The sequence below is a fragment of the Pseudomonas sp. 43A genome (genome assembly GCF_013363935.1).
Taxonomy (GTDB): Bacteria; Pseudomonadota; Gammaproteobacteria; order Pseudomonadales; family Pseudomonadaceae; genus Aquipseudomonas; species Aquipseudomonas crudilactis.
On record NZ_CP054880.1, the window covers coordinates 475,692 to 495,728 of the forward strand.

The 20,037-nt window shown below is 59.6% G+C and carries 16 protein-coding genes; 7 read left to right on the forward strand and 9 right to left on the reverse strand.

Going from position 1 to position 20,037, the window contains the following annotated elements:
• Positions 1 to 41: 41 nt before the first annotated feature.
• Both uraH and HUW52_RS02075 read right to left on the reverse strand, forming a co-directional pair.
• A complete protein-coding gene (gene uraH / locus HUW52_RS02070) occupies positions 42 to 452 on the reverse strand; it encodes a hydroxyisourate hydrolase (protein ID WP_016987599.1) in 411 nt (136 codons plus the stop codon).
• A 12-nt stretch (positions 453 to 464) separates the two neighbouring features.
• The gene (locus HUW52_RS02075; protein ID WP_016987598.1) at positions 465 to 950 is read right to left on the reverse strand and encodes a heme-binding protein; all 486 of its coding nucleotides are present in this window, start codon (positions 948 to 950) and stop codon (positions 465 to 467) included.
• Between the two features lie 135 nt (positions 951 to 1,085).
• Here HUW52_RS02075 and HUW52_RS02080 point away from each other — a divergent pair, with 135 nt between their 5' ends.
• Both HUW52_RS02080 and HUW52_RS02085 read left to right on the forward strand, forming a co-directional pair.
• Positions 1,086 to 1,766 (forward strand): heavy metal response regulator transcription factor, encoded by a 681-nt coding sequence (locus HUW52_RS02080; RefSeq protein WP_016987597.1) that lies wholly within the window; start codon positions 1,086 to 1,088, stop codon positions 1,764 to 1,766.
• Complete coding sequence (locus HUW52_RS02085; RefSeq protein WP_175552849.1) at positions 1,756 to 3,141, forward strand: heavy metal sensor histidine kinase; 1,386 nt, start codon at positions 1,756 to 1,758, stop codon at positions 3,139 to 3,141. The genes HUW52_RS02080 and HUW52_RS02085 overlap by 11 nt, the downstream gene beginning before the upstream one ends.
• A gap of 103 nt (positions 3,142 to 3,244) precedes the next feature.
• Here the strand turns inward: HUW52_RS02085 and HUW52_RS02090 are convergent, their stop codons facing one another.
• Entirely contained in the window at positions 3,245 to 4,249 is a 1,005-nt protein-coding gene (locus HUW52_RS02090) for an AraC family transcriptional regulator (RefSeq protein ID WP_016987596.1), read from the reverse strand.
• 100 nt (positions 4,250 to 4,349) lie between these two features.
• Here HUW52_RS02090 and HUW52_RS02095 point away from each other — a divergent pair, with 100 nt between their 5' ends.
• Positions 4,350 to 5,420, forward strand: coding sequence for a fatty acid desaturase (locus HUW52_RS02095; protein WP_175552850.1), 1,071 nt, complete (start codon positions 4,350 to 4,352; stop codon positions 5,418 to 5,420).
• Positions 5,421 to 5,621: 201 nt separating this feature from the next.
• Here HUW52_RS02095 and HUW52_RS02100 read toward each other — a convergent pair whose 3' ends face one another.
• The 3 genes from HUW52_RS02100 to HUW52_RS02110 are packed head-to-tail and all read right to left on the reverse strand — an operon-like array spanning position 5,622 to position 9,657.
• Positions 5,622 to 7,232, reverse strand: a complete 1,611-nt coding sequence (locus tag HUW52_RS02100) for an arylsulfatase (protein ID WP_175552851.1) — start codon at positions 7,230 to 7,232, stop codon at positions 5,622 to 5,624.
• Between the two features lie 14 nt (positions 7,233 to 7,246).
• Complete coding sequence (locus tag HUW52_RS02105; protein WP_150649892.1) at positions 7,247 to 8,062, reverse strand: ABC transporter ATP-binding protein; 816 nt, start codon at positions 8,060 to 8,062, stop codon at positions 7,247 to 7,249.
• Positions 8,059 to 9,657 (reverse strand): ABC transporter permease, encoded by a 1,599-nt coding sequence (locus HUW52_RS02110; protein WP_175552852.1) that lies wholly within the window; start codon positions 9,655 to 9,657, stop codon positions 8,059 to 8,061. Before HUW52_RS02110 ends, HUW52_RS02105 begins: the two co-directional genes overlap by 4 nt.
• A 396-nt stretch (positions 9,658 to 10,053) precedes the next feature.
• Between HUW52_RS02110 and HUW52_RS02115 the strand changes: the two genes are divergently transcribed.
• Positions 10,054 to 11,067, forward strand: a complete 1,014-nt coding sequence (locus tag HUW52_RS02115) for an ABC transporter substrate-binding protein (protein ID WP_175552853.1) — start codon at positions 10,054 to 10,056, stop codon at positions 11,065 to 11,067.
• A gap of 95 nt (positions 11,068 to 11,162) precedes the next feature.
• Here the strand turns inward: HUW52_RS02115 and HUW52_RS02120 are convergent, their stop codons facing one another.
• Complete coding sequence (locus HUW52_RS02120) at positions 11,163 to 12,083, reverse strand: LysR family transcriptional regulator (RefSeq protein ID WP_175552854.1); 921 nt, start codon at positions 12,081 to 12,083, stop codon at positions 11,163 to 11,165.
• A gap of 181 nt (positions 12,084 to 12,264) precedes the next feature.
• Between HUW52_RS02120 and HUW52_RS02125 the strand changes: the two genes are divergently transcribed.
• A complete protein-coding gene (locus HUW52_RS02125; RefSeq protein WP_175552855.1) occupies positions 12,265 to 13,173 on the forward strand; it encodes a TauD/TfdA family dioxygenase in 909 nt (302 codons plus the stop codon).
• A 198-nt stretch (positions 13,174 to 13,371) separates the two neighbouring features.
• Here the strand turns inward: HUW52_RS02125 and HUW52_RS02130 are convergent, their stop codons facing one another.
• Complete coding sequence (locus HUW52_RS02130; RefSeq protein WP_175552856.1) at positions 13,372 to 14,988, reverse strand: alkaline phosphatase family protein; 1,617 nt, start codon at positions 14,986 to 14,988, stop codon at positions 13,372 to 13,374.
• Positions 14,989 to 15,176: 188 nt separating this feature from the next.
• Positions 15,177 to 16,121 (reverse strand): LysR family transcriptional regulator, encoded by a 945-nt coding sequence (locus tag HUW52_RS02135; protein ID WP_175552857.1) that lies wholly within the window; start codon positions 16,119 to 16,121, stop codon positions 15,177 to 15,179.
• Positions 16,122 to 16,286: 165 nt separating this feature from the next.
• Between HUW52_RS02135 and HUW52_RS02140 the strand changes: the two genes are divergently transcribed.
• Both HUW52_RS02140 and HUW52_RS02145 read left to right on the forward strand, forming a co-directional pair.
• Positions 16,287 to 18,647 carry a TonB-dependent receptor gene (locus HUW52_RS02140; protein ID WP_175552858.1) on the forward strand — a complete coding sequence of 787 codons (2,361 nt, stop codon included), beginning with the start codon at positions 16,287 to 16,289 and terminating at the stop codon, positions 18,645 to 18,647.
• Positions 18,648 to 18,670: 23 nt separating this feature from the next.
• Positions 18,671 to 20,014, forward strand: a complete 1,344-nt coding sequence (locus tag HUW52_RS02145; RefSeq protein ID WP_175552859.1) for an aryl-sulfate sulfotransferase — start codon at positions 18,671 to 18,673, stop codon at positions 20,012 to 20,014.
• Positions 20,015 to 20,037: the final 23 nt, after the last annotated feature.

The window sequence follows — 20,037 nt, forward strand, 5'->3', positions numbered from 1 at the left end:
CCTTCGCGAGCAAGCTCGCTCCCACATGGGGCAGTATTGATTCAGGAACCGCGATAGGTCGAGAAGCCGTACGGGCTGAGCAGCAGCGGGATGTGGTAATGCTGATCGGTTTGCTTCACTTCGAAGATCACCGGAATCTCCGGGAAGAACGTGTCGTGCTTGACCTTCTTGAAGTACTCGCCGGTCTTGAACACCACGCGGTATTCACCTGCTTCAAAAGGCTGTTTGGCCGGGAACAGCTCGGCAATCCGCCCTTGTTCATTGGTCGTGCCCTGAGCCAGTGGCTGCCAGTCCTGGCCGACGTGTTTCTCCAGCGTCACGTTGATGCCCGGCGACGGCAGGCCGTTTTCCAGATTGAGCACGTGCACGCTCAGCGGGTTGCCAGCGGCCAGCGCCAGGCTTGAAAAAGCACTCAGGCCGAGCGCGGCGAAGGTCATGCGCAAAGTATTCATGGATGCATCTCCTTATTGGGAACGGGTGATGGCCAGACCGGTTTTCTCGGCAGCCTTGATTGCACAGTTTTCGTCTTGCTCACCGCCGCCGGAACCGGCCACGCCCATTGCGCCAACCAGCTCATCAGCGGCGAACAATGGAATCCCACCGCCGAGCAAGAGCAACTCGTCGAGGGTATTGAGATTGGCGGTTTCCGGATTGCTGCGAGCGCGTTCTGCAAACAGCCGGGTGGCGGTTTTGGTCGACAGCGCGGTATACGCCTTGCGCTGGCTGGCGGCGGTGTTGTGCGGGCCGACACCGTCGCCGCGCAGGATCACCAGCAGATTGCCGCCACGGTCGAGCACCGACACCGTGCCGGTGCAGTTGGCCATGGCGGTGTCGGCGAGCAGCCGTGCGGTTTTCAGATCGAGATCAGCGTGACGCGGCAGCTCAGGACTGGCGACAGCAACGCCACTGAGGCCGATCATCAGGCTTGCAACGAGGAATTTGACGGTCATGGACAGCCTCCAAAAGCGAAGGTCGCCACCTTAATCGCCGGTCTTCGTCAGAACCTCGTCAGTCTGATTACAAGTTTGTAATGGGCAACGCCGCCGAAGGCGCCTAGCCTGTGTGCCTATCAATCGAGGTGTGCCATGCGTTTGCTGGTCGTAGAAGATGAAGCCAAAACCGCGAACTTCCTCGCCAAAGGCCTGGGCGAGTCGGGTTTTGCCGTGGACGTGGCGCTCAACGGCCTCGATGGGCGCTATTTCATCGAGCAACAGGAATATGACCTGATCATCCTCGACGTGATGCTCCCCGGCCTCAATGGCTGGCAATTGCTGCAGCTGATCCGCCAGCGCGGCGCCACGCCGGTGCTGTTCCTGACTGCCAAGGACGCCATTGAAGACCGCGTGCGCGGCCTCGAACTGGGCGCCGACGATTACTTGCTCAAACCCTTCGCCTTTGCCGAACTGCTCGCGCGGGTGCGCACGTTGTTGCGACGCGGGCCAATGCGCGAAGCCGAGTCGTACACCATTGCCGACCTGGAAATCGACGTACTGCGGCGCCGCGTCAGTCGTGGTGGTCAGCGTATTGCCCTGACCAACAAGGAATTCGCCTTGCTGCAATTGCTCGCCAGCCGTCAGGGCGAAGTGCTGTCGCGCACGTTGATTGCCTCGCAGGTGTGGAACCTGAATTTCGACAGCGACACCAACATGGTCGAAGTCGCGGTGCGCCGTTTGCGCGCGAAAGTCGATGATCCGTACATGCCGAAACTGATTCACACCGTGCGCGGCGTCGGTTATCAGCTGGAAGCTCCTGACGATGCGCTCTAGGTCGATCGCCTGGCGTCTGGCGCTGGCGTTCGCATTGGTCTGCGCTTTGGTGTTGAGTGCTATCGGCGTATTTCTCTACCGTTCGCTGGCCTCGGAAATCGCCTACCGCGACGACCTCGCGTTGCTCGGTCGACTGGAGCAGGTGCGCGCCTTGCTCGCCGACAGCGACAGCCTCGATGCCTTGCAGGCGCGGCCGCGGCTGTATCAGAACATGCTCGGCAATCTCGACAGCCTGCTATTGGTGCGCCGCGCCGATGGCTCCAGTGTGATCGCTATCAACCCACGGCAACGCGAGTTGCCCGCGCTGAACGCGATCCCCCGCGAGCAAACGCCGCAGCGCCCCGATGTGCTCACGTGGCAAGCACCGGACGGTGCCGAATTGGCGCTGTTGTCCGGCGAAGCGCAAGGGCCGAATGGCGAGCCGCTGACGATCATCGCCGGTAAAGTGCTGAGTGAGCGCGAGCAGATGCTCGGCAGCTATCGCATACGCTTGTACCTGTCGGTTGGCCTCGGTGCGTTGCTCGCCTTTGCCTTGGGCTTGCTGTTGCTGCGCCGGGGCCTGCGACCGTTGCGCCAGTTGAGCGAAGCGGTACGGGGTATCGACCTGCGCAGCCTCGATCAACGCCTTCCCGCCAATGGCACGCCGGCAGAATTGCTGGAACCCGTGCAGGCGCTCAACGGCATGCTGGCCCGACTGGACGACAGCGTGCAGCGCCTCTCGCAGTTCTCCGCCGACCTCGCCCACGAGATTCGTACGCCGTTGCACACTTTGTTGGCGAGCAACGGTCAGGCGCTGAATCATCCGCGCAGTACGGCGGAATATCAGGAAGTGCTGGCCTCGAACATGGAAGAGTTCGAGAGGCTCAAGCGTATGGCGGAAAACCTGATGTTCCTCGCCCGGGCAGAACAGGCCGAACGCGCGCTTAATCTGCAAACGCTGGATCTGCACAGCGTTGGCAGTGAACTGTGCGATTACTTTGAAGCCTTGGCGGATGACCGCGACGTGCGGCTGGACAATCAACTGCATGGTGAACTGCTTGCCGATCAGCAATTGCTGCAACGTGCGCTGGGCAACTTGCTGGCCAATGCCGTGCGTCATGCTGATCCCGGAACCGTGATCAGCCTGCGTCGCCGCGATGAGGCGGGTTGGTGTTGGTTGCAGGTGCACAACCACGGGCCGACCATTGCGCCGGAGCATCTGGGCAAACTGTTTGACCGCTTTTACCGTGTCGATCCTTCGCGCGCCGAGCCGGGGGATTCGGGTGGCTTGGGGTTGGCGATCGTGCAGTCGATCATGCAATTGCATGGTGGGCAGGTGCAGGTGAACAGTGATGTTGGCGGCACTATTTTTGAGCTGGGCTTTGCGTTGAATTAAAGGGCGCTATTGCGAGCAGGCTCACTCCTACAATTGGAATGCGTTCCCCCTGTAGGAGTGAGCCTGCTCGCAATAGCGCCAGATCAGACAAACTGATTCTGGATCAGCGCAACCCATCGCGAAACTGCCCCGGCGTCATTCCCGTCCAGCGCTTGAACGCGCGGCTGAAGCTGCTGGTATCAGCAAACCCGAGCAGATAACTCACCTCACTCAACGAACACTGCGGATCGCGCAGATGCAGCAGCGCCAGATTCTCCCGGCTTTCGTTAAGCAACGTATCAAAGCGGCAACCCTCATCCGCCAGATGCCGCTGCAAACTGCGCAAGCTCAAATGCAACGCCTGGGCAATGCGCTCTGCACTTGGCTCACCTTCCGGCAATTGTTCTTCAATCGCATCGCGCACCTTGCGCTCCCAGGTCAGCGGCTGGAGCTGGGCCATCGTGCGTTTGAGCACGGCTTCGTTGTGTTCGGCGAGTTCCGGGTTGGCGTCGTCGAGGTGGCTGTCGAAGTCGGCGAGAGCGAACTCCAGGCGATCCTCGGCGCAGCCGAAATGCACCGGGGCGCGGAAGACTTTGTGCCATTGGTGCGCATCGCTCGGTTCCGGGCGGCGCAGGTAAACGGCTAGCGGTGCGTAATCGCGACCAAGGCGATTGCGGCAGGTACGCACGTAGATCGCGGTGAACGCGTCGATGGCTTCGAAGGCTGGTGCGGGATTGCCTGACGGAATTTTCAGACGGAATTGGTAGCGGTCGTCGCCACGACTCAGCTCCAGTTCCAGCGCATCGCTGACCACCGGGTGATAGCGCACGATACGTTCGAACACCTCACGCAGGCTGCCACTGGCGACCAGCGCATAACCGAGGGCATGGAACGTGGTCGGGCTGACAAAGCGTGACACGCGCAGCCCGATCGCCGGGTCGCCGCTGACCTGCACGGCGATTTCCCACAGGCGCGTGGTGCCGGACAGTGGATAGCGCGCGTTGGGGTCGTCCATCAAATTCGGGTCGAGCCCGGCCTGCTGGCACAGGGCAATGCTGTCCAGCCCCAGCGCATCGAGTTGTTTGCGCAAGGCACGGGTCCAGCTGGCGAGAGAGGTCGGTTCCTTCATGCAGATTGGCGCTTCCGGTCAACAGGTTGGCGTTCTCGGCTACCGCAATTGAAGCCTTGGCGAGGCACGATGCGAACATCATAAACCCGAGGATGGAAGCATGGACGGTACTTCTGCAAGTCCCCAGCGACACAATGCGGCCCAGCGATCAGCGCATATTCGCCAAGTGGTGCTGGCCAAAGGCGTCGAACTGCGCGAGCGCTACCCGATTCTCCAGCATCAGGATGCGCTTGGGGCGGGGATTCTGGCCTTTGCCCTGATCGGGATGATCGGCTCGGCGGCGCTGTATATCAGCGGCCACTTGGCGTGGTGGGTTTGCCTGCTGCTCAACGCGTTTTTTGCTTCGCTGACCCATGAGCTTGAGCACGACTTGATCCACAGCATGTATTTTCGCAAGCAACGTGTGCCGCACAACCTGATGATGGGCCTGGTGTGGCTGGCGCGGCCGAGCACGATCAATCCGTGGATTCGTCGCCATCTGCACCTCAATCACCACAAGGTCTCCGGCACTGAAACCGACATGGAAGAACGCGCGATCACCAACGGCGAGCCGTGGGGCTTTGCGCGCTTGCTGATGGTCGGTGACAACGTGATGTCGGCGTTTATCCGCATGCTGCGGGCCAAGACCTGGGCGCACAAGTTCAGCATCATCAAGCGCACGCTGAAGGTCTACGCGCCGCTGGCGCTGGTGCATTGGGGCGCGTGGTATGTGTTTCTCGGTTTTCATGCGGCCAACGGCATCGCCTATCTGCTGGGCTCGCCAATCGAGTGGTCGGCGACGACGTTATCGGTGATGCAGGTGATCGATATCGCCGCTGTAGTGATCATCGGCCCGAACGTATTGCGCACGTTTTGCCTGCACTTCATCAGCTCGAACATGCATTACTACGGCGATGTTGAACTGGGTAATGTGCTGCAGCAGTGTCAGGTATTGAACCCTTGGTGGCTGTGGCCATTGCAGGCGTTCTGCTTCAACTTTGGCAGCAGTCACGGGATTCATCATTTTGTCGTGAAGGAGCCGTTTTACATTCGCCAGATGACCGTGCCGGTGGCGCATAAGGTGATGCGTGAGATGGGGGTGCGGTTCAATGATTTCGGCACGTTTGGGCGGGCGAACCGGTTTGTTCGTCGGGATGAAGTTGCGGTGTCTGGTGAGGCGGTGGAGGCCTGACAAGCTGCCCCTCACCCTAGCCCTCTCCCGGAGGGAGAGGGGACTGATCGGGGGATATTGAAGAGTTACGCCGACGTGAAATAGCTTTGTCGAATCCATAATCGACCCGATTTTTCAGGTCGATGTTTAACGAAAGACACCTCGGTCAGCCCCCTCTCCCTCCGGGAGAGGACTGGGGTGAGGGTGTTCTTGATCTCCCCTTCAATCCGGCTGAAACGGCGACTCACTCAAAATCACCCCAGTCTCCTCGACATACTGCTGCCAATGCCCAATCAACGCGCTGAGCTTCTCCGGCCGACTCACCGCCAGATCATGAATTTCCCCCGGATCATTGCTCAAATCATACAGCTGCCACGTCGCCGGCCCCACCGGGCCAGGAATCCACACCGCTTTCCACGACCCCTGCCGAATCGCCCGGCGCCCGAACAACTCCCAACCCGTCACCGTGTGCTCGTCATGCACCTGCGCAGTCTCACCCGACAAAAAACCCAGCCACGATTTGCCACGCAACGGCGCCACCGGTTTGCCGTGCCAGAGCTTGCCCGGATGACGCACACCGGCCAGATCGAGAATGGTCGGCGTGATGTCCATCACCGTGCCGAAACCATGGCTGATCTGCCCTTTGATCGCCAGTTGCGGATAGTGCAACAGCGCCGGCACGCGAATCCCGCCTTCGGTGGTAAACGCCTTGAACAACCGCGATGGCGCGGTCGCCACTTGCGCCCAGTTCGGCCCGTACCAGACGTAGGAATTGGCCCGGCCAATGTTGTCGAGGCTGTTGTCGTAATGCTGGCTGAGGTACGTCACCAGTTCCGGGCCGAACTTGGGGAACGCTTCCAGCAGCGCGCCTTCGGCACCGTTGTCGGACATGAACAGGATGAACGTATTGTCGAGTTGCCCTTGCTGACGCAGGTAATCGACGACCCGGCCAATGTTCCAGTCCATGCGCTCGACCATTGCCGCGTAGACCTCCATGGCCCGCGCGGAAATCTGTTTTTGTTCCTCGCTTAATGCGTCCCACTGCTGGGTCAACTGAATCAATGGATGCGGCTCGACGTCCGGTTCAATCAGGCCGAGAGCTTTGAGTTTTTCCAGTCGCTCCAGGCGCAACACTTCAGGGCCAGCGTCATAGCGGCCACGGTATTTCTCGACGATCTCGGCCGGTGCCTGCAACGGCCAGTGTGGCGCGGAGAACGGCAGATAGGCGAAGAACGGCCGGGTCTGGTCACGATCTTTGAGGTACTGCAATAACTTGTCGCCGAAGGCGTCGGAGGAATAGAAGTCCTTGGGCAGTTCGTCGAGAAACGTGTCGTCCTCGATGTACAGCGCCGGAGTGGATTTCAACAGACCGGGCGTTTTTTCATCGTAGGTCGGCTCGAAACCGTAATGGTTGGCCGCGCCGGGCAACAGCGAAAACGAACGCTCGAAACCCCGCGCATGTGGCGCCAGTTCAGCCTTCAAACCCAAGTGCCATTTGCCGCTCATCAACGTTTGATAACCGGCCTCGCGCAGCAACTCCGGCAGCGCCACCACGCGATCGTTGAGATAGCCCTCATAACCAGGTTTACCGATGAGTTCCGGGGTCAGCGTTTCCGCCATGGTGCCGATGCCGGCGATGTGGTGGTCGGTGCCGGTCAGCAACATCGAGCGGGTTGGCGAGCAGGTCGGCGCGGTATGAAAATCGGTCAAACGCAAGCCATTGTTGGCCAGGGCTTCAAGGTGCGGCGTGGCGATTTCGCCGCCGAACGCACCGATGTCGGAGAAGCCTAAATCGTCGGCCAGAATCACCAGAAAATTGGGACGTTGCGGCATCGCAAAACTCCTGTTCAGCAGGCAATGAACGTCAGCGGCAGATCGCGGATCTGTACCGGTACGCTCGGTTGGTAATGGTCGTCACTGGTCAGCTCGTGCAGCAGCTCTTCACGCAACTGATGGAAGTCGAAACTGCTGCGCTGGCGCGGATGGGGCAGGGCGATGTCGACCACTTGCTTGATCCGCCCCGGACGCGGCTCCATCACCACCACGCGGTCGGCGAGGAAGATCGCTTCTTCGACGTCATGGGTGACGAGGATCGTGGTGATTTTTGCGCGGTCGCGGATCGCCAGCAGCTCGTCCTGCATCTGCTGACGGGTGAGTGCATCGAGCGCGCCGAAGGGTTCGTCGAGCAGCAGAATTCTGGGGCTGGCAACCAGGCCGCGAGCAATCGCCACGCGCTGGGCCATGCCGCCAGAGAGCTGGTGCGGGTAGGCACGGGTGAAGTCGCGCAGGCCGACCAGATCGATGAAATCGTTGATCCGCTGTTGCTTCTGCGCAGCGCTCAGCGGCTCGTTGACCAAGCCCAGGCCGATGTTGTCGGCGACGGTCAGCCACGGAAACAAACGGTGCTCCTGAAAGACGATGCCGCGCTCGCCGCCGATGCCACTGACGGCTTTTCCATCCACTGTGATCTGCCCGCGAAATTGCGTGTCGAGACCGACCAGCAAGCGCAGCAAGGTAGATTTACCGCAGCCGCTGGAACCGACAATCGCGACAAACTCGCCCTCGGCAATGTCCAGATTGAATTCGCGAATCGCCTCCAGTTCGAAACCGTCGACGTCGAAGGATTTGCCTACATGTTTGAAGCTGACAATCGGTGCGTTCATGCGTGTCTCCAGCGGGTCGCGCGAATTTCCAGGCGTTGGCCAATGAGGTTGAGCAGGGCGCCGGTGATGCCGACGAAGAGCATGCCGGCCATGATCAGGTCCATGCGCAGCAGTTGTTGTGCGCCGATCATCTGGCTGCCGATGCCGCCGTTGGACGGCATGAAATATTCAGCGCCGATGGTGCCGAGCCAGGCGTAGATCAGGCTCAGTCTGATGCCTGCGAAAATTCCCGGCGCGGCGCCCGGCAGCACCAGCCGACGCAGGCGTTGGCCGAGGCTCAGACGCAACACTTGAGCGGCTTCGTTGAGTTGTGACGAGAGGTTGGCGACGCTGCGCTGCGTGGCGATAAACAGCGGAAAGAAGGCGGCGAGGGCGACGAACACCCACTTGGCCAATTCGCCGAGACCGAACCACGCGGTGAGCAGCGGCACCCAGGCGAAGATGGCGATCTGACGGAGGGCGGCGAGGGTCGGGCCGAGCAGGCGTTCACTGATGTTCGACAAACCCAGCAGCAGACCCAAGGCAAATCCGAAACCGCCGCCGAGCAACAGGCCACCGAGCGTGCGGCCGAGACTGAGCGCCATGCCGCTAATCAACGTGCCGTCGAGCACGCCATCGAATGCCGTGCTCAAAACGGCTAATGGGCTGACCAGAATATTGGTGTCGACCCACTGTTGGTCACTTGCCAATTGCCACAGCGCTAACAAGCCCAGCGGCAATAGCCACGGCTGCAGACGCTGCCAGCCTTCATAACGCGGGCCGCGACGAATTTCGGCAGTGGCGGGGTGCGGCCAGTGCACCAGTTTCTTGTCCAGCAGGCCGATGCCGCGATCCATCGCCACACCGATCAAACCGATGACTACGATGCACACGAACACGATGTCGAGCATGAATAGCTGCCGCGCCCAGACCATCAGATAACCGATGCCTTCGCTGGAGGCCAGCAGTTCGACTGCTAGCAATGAGGTCCACCCGGCGGCCAATGCCAGACGTACGCCAGCCATGAACGCGGGAAGGGCGGCGGGCAACACCAGGCGTCGAATCAAAAGGTGCGGTGGCAAGCGTAAAACAGCGGCAGCTTCGCGCAGTTTTGGTTGTGCATCTCTTACGCCGACCAGTGTGTGCAGGGTTACCGGAACCACGATGGCTTTGATCAGCACCACCAGTTTCAGCACTTCGCCGATGCCGAAGAACACCATGAACAAGGGAATCCACGCCAGCGTCGGTATTTGTGAAAGTCCGGCGAAGGTCGGGAAGATCAAGCGTTCAAGACGACGACTGAATCCCAGTGCTGCGCCGAGCAATGCACCCGCAGAAACCCCCGCGAGCAGTCCCCAGAACAAACGTTGCAGACTGATCCACAAGTGGCCCCATAACTCGCCCTGCGACAACTCGACAGCGCTGTTCCACACCAGTGACGGCGCGGGCAGGATCTGTTCGCTCATCCATTCGTTGCGGGCGGCCAGCCACCACAGGGCGAACAGGCTGAGCGGCAGCAGCCACGGCAACAGGCGTTGGTTCAGGCTTGGCCATGTACGCCGACTCTTCAGCGGCGGAGCGGGGAGTGGAAGACTGAGCAATGATTGGCGGGCCATGGGTGACCTCCGTTGTCGGGTTGGCTCAAGATCAAGATCAAAAGATCGCAGCCTTCGGCAGCTCCTACGGGGGAATGCGTCCTTGAATTGACCCCTGTAGGAGCTGCCGAAGGCTGCGATCTCTTGCGGTATTAACTAAGAGCTAATGGTTATAAATAATCGTTAATAAGTTGTTTTTAGAGATAAGCAGCGCCATTTAAGGCCTCCAGCCCACACGCATCCAATGCATTCGAAGAATATTTTCGATGCTGTTAATGCATACGCCGCTGCAAGCCCCGTTAATGCTCGCTTAGCGTTAAAAGCTATAAAAATGTGCATTTATAGTATTTAAGCGAAGGTATTCATTCGGCCTACTTTCGGCTCCTCAACGCCCGTCGTGATCAAGGAGCTGCACCCATGAACCTCCCCTTCAAACGTGTTTTCAGTCTGTTTGCCGTTCCTGCTCTGGCGGGCCTGTTGGCGTTCACCGCGCATGCCGACGAACTCAAGGAAATCAGAATCGCCGTGCCCGACCTGAGTGCCGGCACCCAGCACAGCGGCGGCGGCGTGGTCGACGTGTTGCGCGATCAGCAGATTTTCGAAAAAGCCTTCGCCGAGCAGGGCATCAAGATTCAGTGGAGTTTCTTCAAAGGTGCCGGGCCGGTGATCAACGAGGCATTTGCCAATGGTCAGGTTGATCTGGCGTATCTGGGCGATCTGGCGGCAATCATCGGCAAGTCCAATGGTCTGGATACACGTTTGCTCAGCGCCAGTGCGCGTGGCGTGAAGCAGTATCTGGGGGTGGTGCCGGGTTCTGGGATCAAAACTTTGCAGGATCTCAAGGGCAAGCGCGTGGCGATCTTCCGTGGCACCGCCACGCAGTTGTCGTTTGATGCGGCGCTGGCCAGTCAGGGCCTGAGCGAGAAGGATCTGAAAGTCATCAATCTGGATTTCAATGCAGCGGTCGCGGCGTTGGCAGCCAGGCAGATCGATGCGTCCTGGGGCAGTTCCGGGTTGACCGCATTGCAGGCCAAGGGCCTGGCCGAGTTGCCGCTGAACACCAAGGATCTCGGTGGCGCAGGCAGCGTGCAGTCGGTACTGGTCGGCACGGGCAAGTTTGTCGACGCGCACCCGGAAGCGGTGGCGAAATTGCTCAAGGCACAGCAGCAGGCGGTGGAGTGGCTGACCGAGGACAGCAACAAGGCGGCTTACGTGCAACTGGTCTCGGGTCTGGCCAGTTATCCACCGGTGATCCTGACGCAGGATCTGCAGGATCAGAAATTGAGCGAAGTGTTTCCGTCGACGCTGGATCCGGTGTTCCTCGGCAGCTTGCAGGACAAAGTGGATCTGGCGGCGCAGCAGAAGCTGATTCGCAAGCCGTTCAAGGTCAACGATTGGGTGGCGCCTGAGTTGGCGGCGGCCAAACTCTGAATCTTTAGCGTTTGACCCGGTGCCATCGCGAGCAGGCTCACTCCTACATTTGGAATGCGTTCCCCTGTAGGAGTGAGCCTGCTCGCGATAGCGTCCTAAACAGCGACGCTGACGTCTTGCCGGTCCACCGCGACCAACGTCTCGATCAGCGCCCGCGCCGCCGGCGACAGCCGAAACCCGGTGCGACTGACGATCCCGCAGCGAGCATTCATGCTCTCCAGGTTCTGCGGCAGATTGCGCCAGTGCAGCAACACCAGCGAACCCTTGGCAATGTCCTCGACAAACGCCTCTTCCGTGCCCACGCCAATCGCATTCGATTGCAGCACCACTTTCACCAGCGCCGGAAAGTGCTCGGTCTCGATGGTCGGGGAAAAGTCGATGCGTCCACTGAGGTTCGCCAGCAATTTACGGATGCCCGGCGGGATCAGCGTGGTCGCCAGCGGGTAGTCGAACATGTCGTTGGTCGACAGGCTTTCCTTGGTCAATAACGGATGCCCCGGCCGGCAGAAAAACACCCCGCGTTTGGGTGTCAGTGCCTGGGTCTGAAAGTTCGGATCGGACTCGAAATGGCGGATGTCGGCAATGAAGAATTCGATCTCTTCACGGCTCAACGCGCGGCTGAGTTTTTCCCAGTTATCCACCTGAAAACAGGTGCGCACTTTCGGGTGCGCGTTGATGAATTGCGCCACCGCATCCGGCACCAGTTTCACTGCTGGCGCCGGGCCGCAACCGAAGTGCACCTCGCCGGCGTCGAGCTTGGTCATCTGCGTCACTTCAGCACTGAGCAGCGCCGCGCCTTGCACCAGGCTCAAGGCGTGTTGCAGCACCACCTGACCCTCGGGCGTGGGGCGCAGGTCCTTGTTGCCGCGATCCACCAGCACGCAGCCGAATTCCTGTTCCAGCCCTTGAATACTGCGGCTGAACGCCGGTTGAGTGATGCCCATCGCATCCGCCGCGCGGACAAAACTGCGGTGTTCGTTGAGGGCGATGAAGTAACGCAACTGGCGAAGATCCATATGCTTTTCCGGCATCCTAAAAATAGCTCGAAGGCATTTGCGACGAGGGTTGCTAGAGGTTTTAAATGCAAGCTCTTATTCCGTCAACGAAGCATGTGAATATCTATTAGATGTAAATGGAATATAGATAGAGCGTTGTTTCGCTGCCGTCCAACCGTAAGCAGTCGATGAGGGTCTACCCATGAGCAATGCCGCACTCGCAGTAAAACCCGCTGTCCACGCGCTGGAAATTCATCCGGTGGCCGGTCGTATCGGCGCCGAGATTCGTGGCGTGCATTTGTCCGGTGAGCTGGACGCCGACACGATCGAAGCCATTCAACAAGCGTTGGTGCAATACAAAGTCGTGTTCTTCCGTGAGCAGACCCAGCTTGATGATCAGCGTCAGGAAGCCTTCGCCCATTTGCTCGGCGAACCCGTGGCGCACCCGACCGTCCCGTCCCGTGAGGGCACCCGTTATCTGCTCGAACTGGACGGCGCTGAAGGCCAGCGCGCCAACTCCTGGCACACCGACGTAACCTTCGTCGACGCCTACCCGAAAGCCTCGATCCTGCGCTCGGTGGTAGCCCCGGCCTTCGGTGGCGACACGCTGTGGGCCAACACCGCGACGGCGTACAACGGCTTGCCGACCGAGCTGCGTGAACTGGCCGACAAACTGGTCGCCGTGCACAGCAACGAATACGACTACGCCAGCGCCAAGCCGGACGTCTCGTCGGAGAAGCTTGAGCGCTATCGCAAGGTCTTCACCTCCACCGTTTACGAGACTGAGCACCCGGTCGTGCGCGTGCACCCGATCAGCGGCGAGAAGAGTTTGCTGCTGGGGCATTTTGTCAAACGTATCAAGGGGTATTCACAGGCGGATTCGGCGCATCTGTTCGGGCTGTTGCAGAGCCATGTGATCCGCCAGGAAAACACCGTGCGCTGGCGCTGGAAGGCGGGTGATGTGGCGATCTGGGACAACCGCTCGACGCAGCATTATGCGATTGATGATTACGGCACTCAGGATCGGGTGGTGCGGCGGGTGACGCTCAAGGGTGAAGTGCCGGTGGGGGCGAATGGGCAACGCAGTCAAACCATCAAAGGTCGTGACTGAAGATCAAGAGCCCCTCACCCCAGCCCTCTCCCGGAGGGAGAGGGAGCCGACCGAGTTGTTTTGGGTTATGCGTGGACCTGAAAGATCTTTATCGATTATGGATTCGGTGAAGCACGATCAGGTCGGTGTACCTCTGAAATATCCCCCATTCAGTCCCCTCTCCCTCCGGGAGAGGGTTAGGGTGAGGGGCACTTCCCGCTACCAAACCCCAATCTGCACAACCTTCTCGGTCTCCGGCTCACCATAACGAAACCGCTGCCCCCGCAAATCAATCTCCTGATGACTAATGGTCGTGCGCCGCTTCAACCCCCGCACCCATTCAAACAAATACCCCGCATGCTCATCGCGAACCGTCGCGAATTCCGGGTCATCACCCAAGTCGCGCAACTCCTGCGGATCATTCAGCAGATCAAACAACTGCGGTCGAAAACCGTCGTACGCCAGGTATTTCCAGCGCTCGCTACGCACCATGGTCATGCGGCAACGATCAATCGGCTGGCCCAGACGCTCCCGCGCCGGCGCCTGGAAGGCATAGTCGTATTCGCTGATTGCATAACGCCGCCAATCTGGGTTTTCACCGTGCAGTAGCGGGATCAACGAGCGCCCTTCAAGCCGATGCTCTGCCCCCGGCAATCCCAACGCTTGAAGAAACGTCGGTAGGGCGTCGATGGTTTCCGCCAGTCGATCATCTACCGTTCCGCGAGTGACATCTGCTGCCGCCCGAGGGTCGCGCACGATCAACGGCACCCCCACCGCCTGCTCCAGCAAAAACTCCTTCTCACCGAGCCAGTGATCGCCCAAAAAGTCGCCGTGATCGCTGGTGAACACGATCAGCGTGTCATCCCATCGACCATTGCTCTGCAGAAAATCGAACAGCCGTCCGAGTTGATCGTCCACCTGCTTGATCAGGCCCATGTACGTAGGGATTACAGTCAATCGTACTGAGTCGCGGGAAAAGTTGAGGCTTTCCTCATGCTGACGAAAGGCAGTGTATACGGGGTGTTTGCTGGCTTCGGAGGGCGTCGCGCGGATCGCTTCGAGAATCGATTTCGTACTGTACAAGGCGTGGTACGGCGCCGGTACGATGTAGGGCCAGTGCGGTTTGATATAGGAAAGGTGTAAACACCACGATTTCTCGCCTTGCTCGGTGATGAAGTCGATGGCTCGATTTGTAGTGTAGACAGTCTCTGAGTGTTGCTCGGGAATTCGTGCTGGCAAATTCGCATGACGCATTTGCCAGCCGCTGAGGATTTCACCGTTGGCGCCTTCGGCGGCGTTGGCCCAGTCGTGCCAAGGGTTTTTGCCGTCGAAGCCGTGTTCACGCAGGTAATGGGTATAGGGCGCGGATTCGCGTTTGTCGTCGAACAGCGGGTCGTCGGGGTAGATGCCGTCGTGGCGCATGTACGGTTCGAAGCCGACTTCGTTGAGGATTTCGGCCTGTTCGCTTTCGGGATTGATCGCCAGGCGTTGCAAGGCATCGATATTCGCCGTCGCGTGGGTCTTGCCGACCAGGGCGGTGCGGATGCCGTGCGGGCGCAGGTAATCGCCGAGGGTCAGTTCTTCCAGCGGCAACGGCACGGCGTTCCACGCCACTTGATGGCTGCTGACGTAGCGCCCGGTGTAGGCCGACATCCGTGACGGGCCGCAGATCGTGCCTTGGGTGTAAGCGCGGCTGAAACGTACACCGGCGGCGGCCAGGCGATCGATGTTCGGTGTGTGCAGATGTGGGTGGCCGTAGCAGGACAGGTAATCGCGGCGCAGTTGATCGCACATGATGTACAGCACGTTGCGCACGGGGTTTGGCGAGTTGGACATGGGTTCACCGGTCAGAGAGACAGGTGGGGTTTTTCGCTTTCAGTGGGGGTGTTCGGCAAGTGCATTTGGGGAATGGGTTTTATGCAGGAAATGCATCGGTGCCTGCACTGGCCCTTTCGCGAGCAAGCTCGCTCCCACATTTAGACTGCGTTCCCTGTGGGAGCGAGCTTGCTCGCGAAGAGCTCCGATCAGACGGCGAGATTCTGCAGCGAACAAACCTCCTCATCCTGCTGATCAATCGCTTTGATCTGCTCAATCATCGCCTCGGCCAACGGCGACAACCGATATCCGGCGCGACTGACAATCCCATAGCGGGTGTACAGCTCCTCAAGATCATCGGCCAACCCTTCGATGCGCAAACACACCAACTCACCCTTGGCCTGGTGCAACGCATCCGAATACGCCCCGACAATCCCGATCGCATCCGAGCGCAGCACCACACTCAGCAGACTCGAGCTGTTTTCACATTCCACATTCGGGGTGAAATCCGGGCGCCCACTGAGATCGACAATGACTTTGCGCAAGTTCGGCGGACGAATGCTCACAGCCAGTGGATAGCTCATCAATTGCTCGGCGCTGACCTTATCGAAAGCCTCCAGCGGATGCTCGGCACGGCAACAGAAATGCCATTTACGCGGCCGCAAGCGGTGCGTCAGATAATCCGGATCCGCCTCGAAGTAGCGTGTGTCCGCGACAAAGAACTCGAACTCCTCGCCCATCAGTCGCTTGCTCAGGCTCTGCCAGTCATCGACCTGAAACTGCACCCGCGCTTTCGGGTAGCGCCCGATAAAACTGCCGATGGCGCGAGGGATCAAACCCGCCGCTGGCGCCGGCCCACAACCGAAGCGTAATTCTCCCGCCTCCAGCCCATTGAACTGACTGATCTCGTTGGCCATCTGCTGCGCACCACTGACCAGTCGCCGTGCGTGCTCCAGCAGGACTTGGCCCTGTTTGGTCGGCGGCAATTCCTTGCGTCCACGATCGACCAACTGACAGCCAACGCTGTGTTCGAGTGCCTGAATGCTGCGGCTGAATGCCGACTGCGACAGGTTCACCGCCTGCGCGCCGGCGACGAAGCTGCGTTGTTCAGCCAGGGCGATGAAGTGACGAAGTTGACGCAAGTCGATATGCATTTTTCACATAAAAAATATCCGGGAAATGCATTGGATATGCATTAGGTCGACTCCTTATAAAGGCAATCTCTTATGCAGTAAATATTTGTAAAACCATAAATAAATAACTTAAAAGAATATGCAGCGCTGATGATGTCTGTGTGTTTTTTGACCAGGAGCCGCGCCATGAGTCCGTTGAACCTTGCGTCACCCTTAACGCCACGACGGCTCAAACGCCTGCCTCTGGCCCTGTTGCTGGCCGGGAGCGCGAGCTGGACTCACGGCTACGCCGCGGAAGCAGAAACCCCGGCGCCAGTGCCGACCGGCAAGCCTGCCGCCAACAGTTCACAACTGGAAACCGTGACCGTCACCACCCGTCGCCGCGAAGAAAGTTCGCAAGATGTACCAACGCCAATGAGTGTGGTCAGCGGTCAGAATCTGGAGACGCAACGGGTCTACCGGATTCAGGATTTGCAGCAATTGGTGCCTAGCGTCAACGTCGCCTACATGCATGCGCGGCAGTCCAGCGTGTCGATCCGTGGCCTTGGCAACAACCCTGCGAGCGATGGTCTGGAAGGCAGCGTCGGCCTGTACATCGACAACGTCTACTTGGGTCGCCCGGGGATGGCGGTGTTTGACTTGATGGACATCGAACAGCTCGAAGTCCTGCGCGGTCCGCAAGGCACGTTGTTCGGCAAAAACACCACCGCCGGGGTGATCAACATCAGCACCCGCGCGCCAACCTTCACCCCTGAGCGCAGCATCGAAACCTCGGTCGGCGAGGACGGTTATTTCCAGACCAAGGGCACGATTTCCGGCCCGCTCAACGATCAACTGGCCGGGCGTTTTTCGGCCTATCGCACGCGTAGCGACGGCGACATCAAAAACGAATACGACGGCCATGATTTGAATGGCGGCTCGCGCGAGGGCTTCCGCGCGCAACTGCTGTTCAAGCCCAACGAAGATTTCAATCTGCGCTGGATCGGTGACTACAACGAAGAAGATTCCAGCGCCGGCACCCGCGTGCTGTACAACACCGGGCCGACCATCAACGGCGTCAACCTGTACCAGGCGCGCGCCAATGCGGCTGGCGCAACACTGGTCAACGGCTCGCACCGCAAGGTCAATCTGGACAACGACCAGCATGTCACCGTGCATCAGGGCGGCACGTCGGTGGAAGCCAACTGGACGTTGCCGAGCGACTTCACGCTGACCTCGATCAGCTCCTATCGCTTCTGGAATTTCACCCCGCGCAACGACGACGGCCTCAACGTGCCCGCGAGCTACAACGCCGGGGTCTCGGTGGAGGACAAACAGTACTCGCAGGAATTTCGCCTGGCCTCGCCCAAGGGTGAGTTCTTCGATTACGTGGTCGGTGCCTATTACTTCGGCTCGGATCTGGACAACAAATCCTTCGCCTATTACGGCCCCCAGGCCGATATCTGGAATGGCACGCCGGCCGGCGCACTGGCCAACGTCACCAGCGTCGGCAACGGCCATATCAAGACCGACAGCTTTGCGCTGTTCGCCCAAGGCACCTGGCACCTTACCGAGCGGCTGGATTTCACCGCCGGGGTACGTGGCACTTATGAAGAGAAATCCGCCTGGGTCACCCGGGATGCGCCGATTGGCGGCGCTGCCGTAACGGGCGCGGCGGCCACGGCGCGACGTGGTCGTGCCGGCGCCTACGATTCCGGCGATCTGAATCAGTACAGCTCCAGTCCGTCCGGGCTGCTCAACCTCAGCTATCGCATCACCGATGATGTGCTCGGCTACGCCACGTTATCCCACGGTGAGAAATCCGGCGGGGTCAACCTCGCCGTCGGTTCCGCTCCGGTGGCCGGCGCCGATTCGCTGCTGATCGGTACCGAGCGCGCCAACAACGCCGAGCTCGGCTTCAAGAGCACGCTGTGGGACCACCGTCTGCAACTCAACGCCAACGTCTTCTGGACGCAGGTCAACGCTTACCAGACCAATGCCTACGACGCGGAAAATCGCGTGCAGTACCTGACCAACGCCGGCTCCGTGCGGTCGCGCGGGGTCGAGTTCGAAAGCACGGTGATCCCGTTGCGCGGCCTGACCCTGAACATCAACGGCTCCTACAACGACGTCAGCTACCTCTCGTACAAAGATGCCCCGTGCCCGCCGGAAGTCAGTCAGGCACCGGGTGCCCCAGCCTCCTGCGACCTCAGCGGCCACCAAGTGGTCGGCGCCTCGAAATGGATCGGCAACGCCAACGGCGAATACAAATGGAATCTGGATAACGGCTTCGAACCCTACGTCACCGCCAGCTACGCATTCCGTTCGAAAGCCGTCGGTACGGTCGAAGATTCCGACTACGGCCAGATCCCGAGTTACGCCGTGGTCAACTTCTCCACCGGCCTGCGCGGCGATTTCAATCAGGGCCAGTGGGACGTGTCGCTGTGGCTGAAAAACGCCTTCGACAAAACCTACTACACGACCCTGTGGACGGGCGGCAACGGCGGCTATGAAGGCCTGCTCGGCACTCCTCGCACCCTCGGCGTCACCGGTCGCTACGACTTCTGATTCGTCACTCAAGGAGCTGCATCATGTTGCGTATCAAAACCGCTTTTCCGGTGTTGCTGTCCGGCGCAGTGCTCAGTGCCGGCGCCTTCGCCGCACCAAGTGTTTACCCGACCGGCGTGACCCGTTACGACCCGAACAAGGCGTTCAACCAGTACGTGATTTTCAGCGGCGCCGACAAACAGACACACCTGATCGACATGAACGGTAACGAGGTGAAAACCTGGCCGCAGGCGGGTTTCCCGTCGGCGATCATCGATCCGAAACTGGTTGGCGGTGAGCGCGGCCATGTGCTGCTGCAATTGAGTGAAAAGGATCCCGGCAAACTCGGCTCAGCCGGCAATGGTCTGGGCAATCAGAGCGTCGGCGAGCTGGACTGGAATGGAAAAGTCGTCTGGCAGTGGGGCGACAAGGCGCCCGGTGGCGCAGCGCAACAACACCATGATCAGCGCCGTTTGAGCAACGGCAACACCGTGGTGCTGGCGAACAAGGTGCACAAGGTCAAAGGCTTCAAAGTGCCCGAGGTGATCGACGATGCGATCTATGAAGTCAGTCCTGAAGGCGCGGTGAAATGGCAGTGGCTGGCCTCGGAGCATCTGAATGAATTTGGCTTCACCGCCGAGCAATTGAAACTGGTGCGCGCCAGTGAAAATCCGGACTACCTGCACATCAACAACCTCAGTCTGGTGGGGCCGAACAAGTGGTTCGATGCCGGTGACAAGCGCTTCAATCCGGACAACCTGTTGATTGATTCACGCAACGCCAACTTCATCGCGATCATCGACAAGAGCAGCGGCAAAGTGGTCTGGCGTCTTGGCCCGAATCTGCCGCTGATCAACCCGAAAACCGCGCAGAAACTGCTGCGTCCGGTGGATCAGTTTGTCGGCCAGCATGACGCGCACATCATTCCGGCCGGATTGCCTGGAGCCGGTAACTTGCTGGTGTTCGACAACCAGGGTTCGGCGGGTTATCCCAATGTCACCCTTGGGCTGATTTCCGGTTCGCGGGTATTGGAAATCGACCCGGTGAAAAATGAAATCGTCTGGCAGTACAGCGCGGCGAATTCGAAGCAGCCGGGGTGGGCTTTCTACAGTTCGTTTATCAGCAGCGCGCGGCGTTTGCCCAATGGAAACACGCTGATCGACGAAGGCATGAACGGGCGGTTTTTCCAGGTGACGGCCAACGGTGAAAACGTCTGGGAATACGTCAGCCCGTATTTCGGCAAGGCACCGGGCAGCGATGCGATCAGCAACTGGGTGTATCGGGCGCTGCCTGTGAGTTATGACTGGGTACCAACGGGCACGCCGCGCTCGGAGACTGCGGTCAATGCACCGGTTGTCGGCGTGCAACAAACTAACGCCAGTCGTTAGTTTTATTGGAATTAATGTTCAAT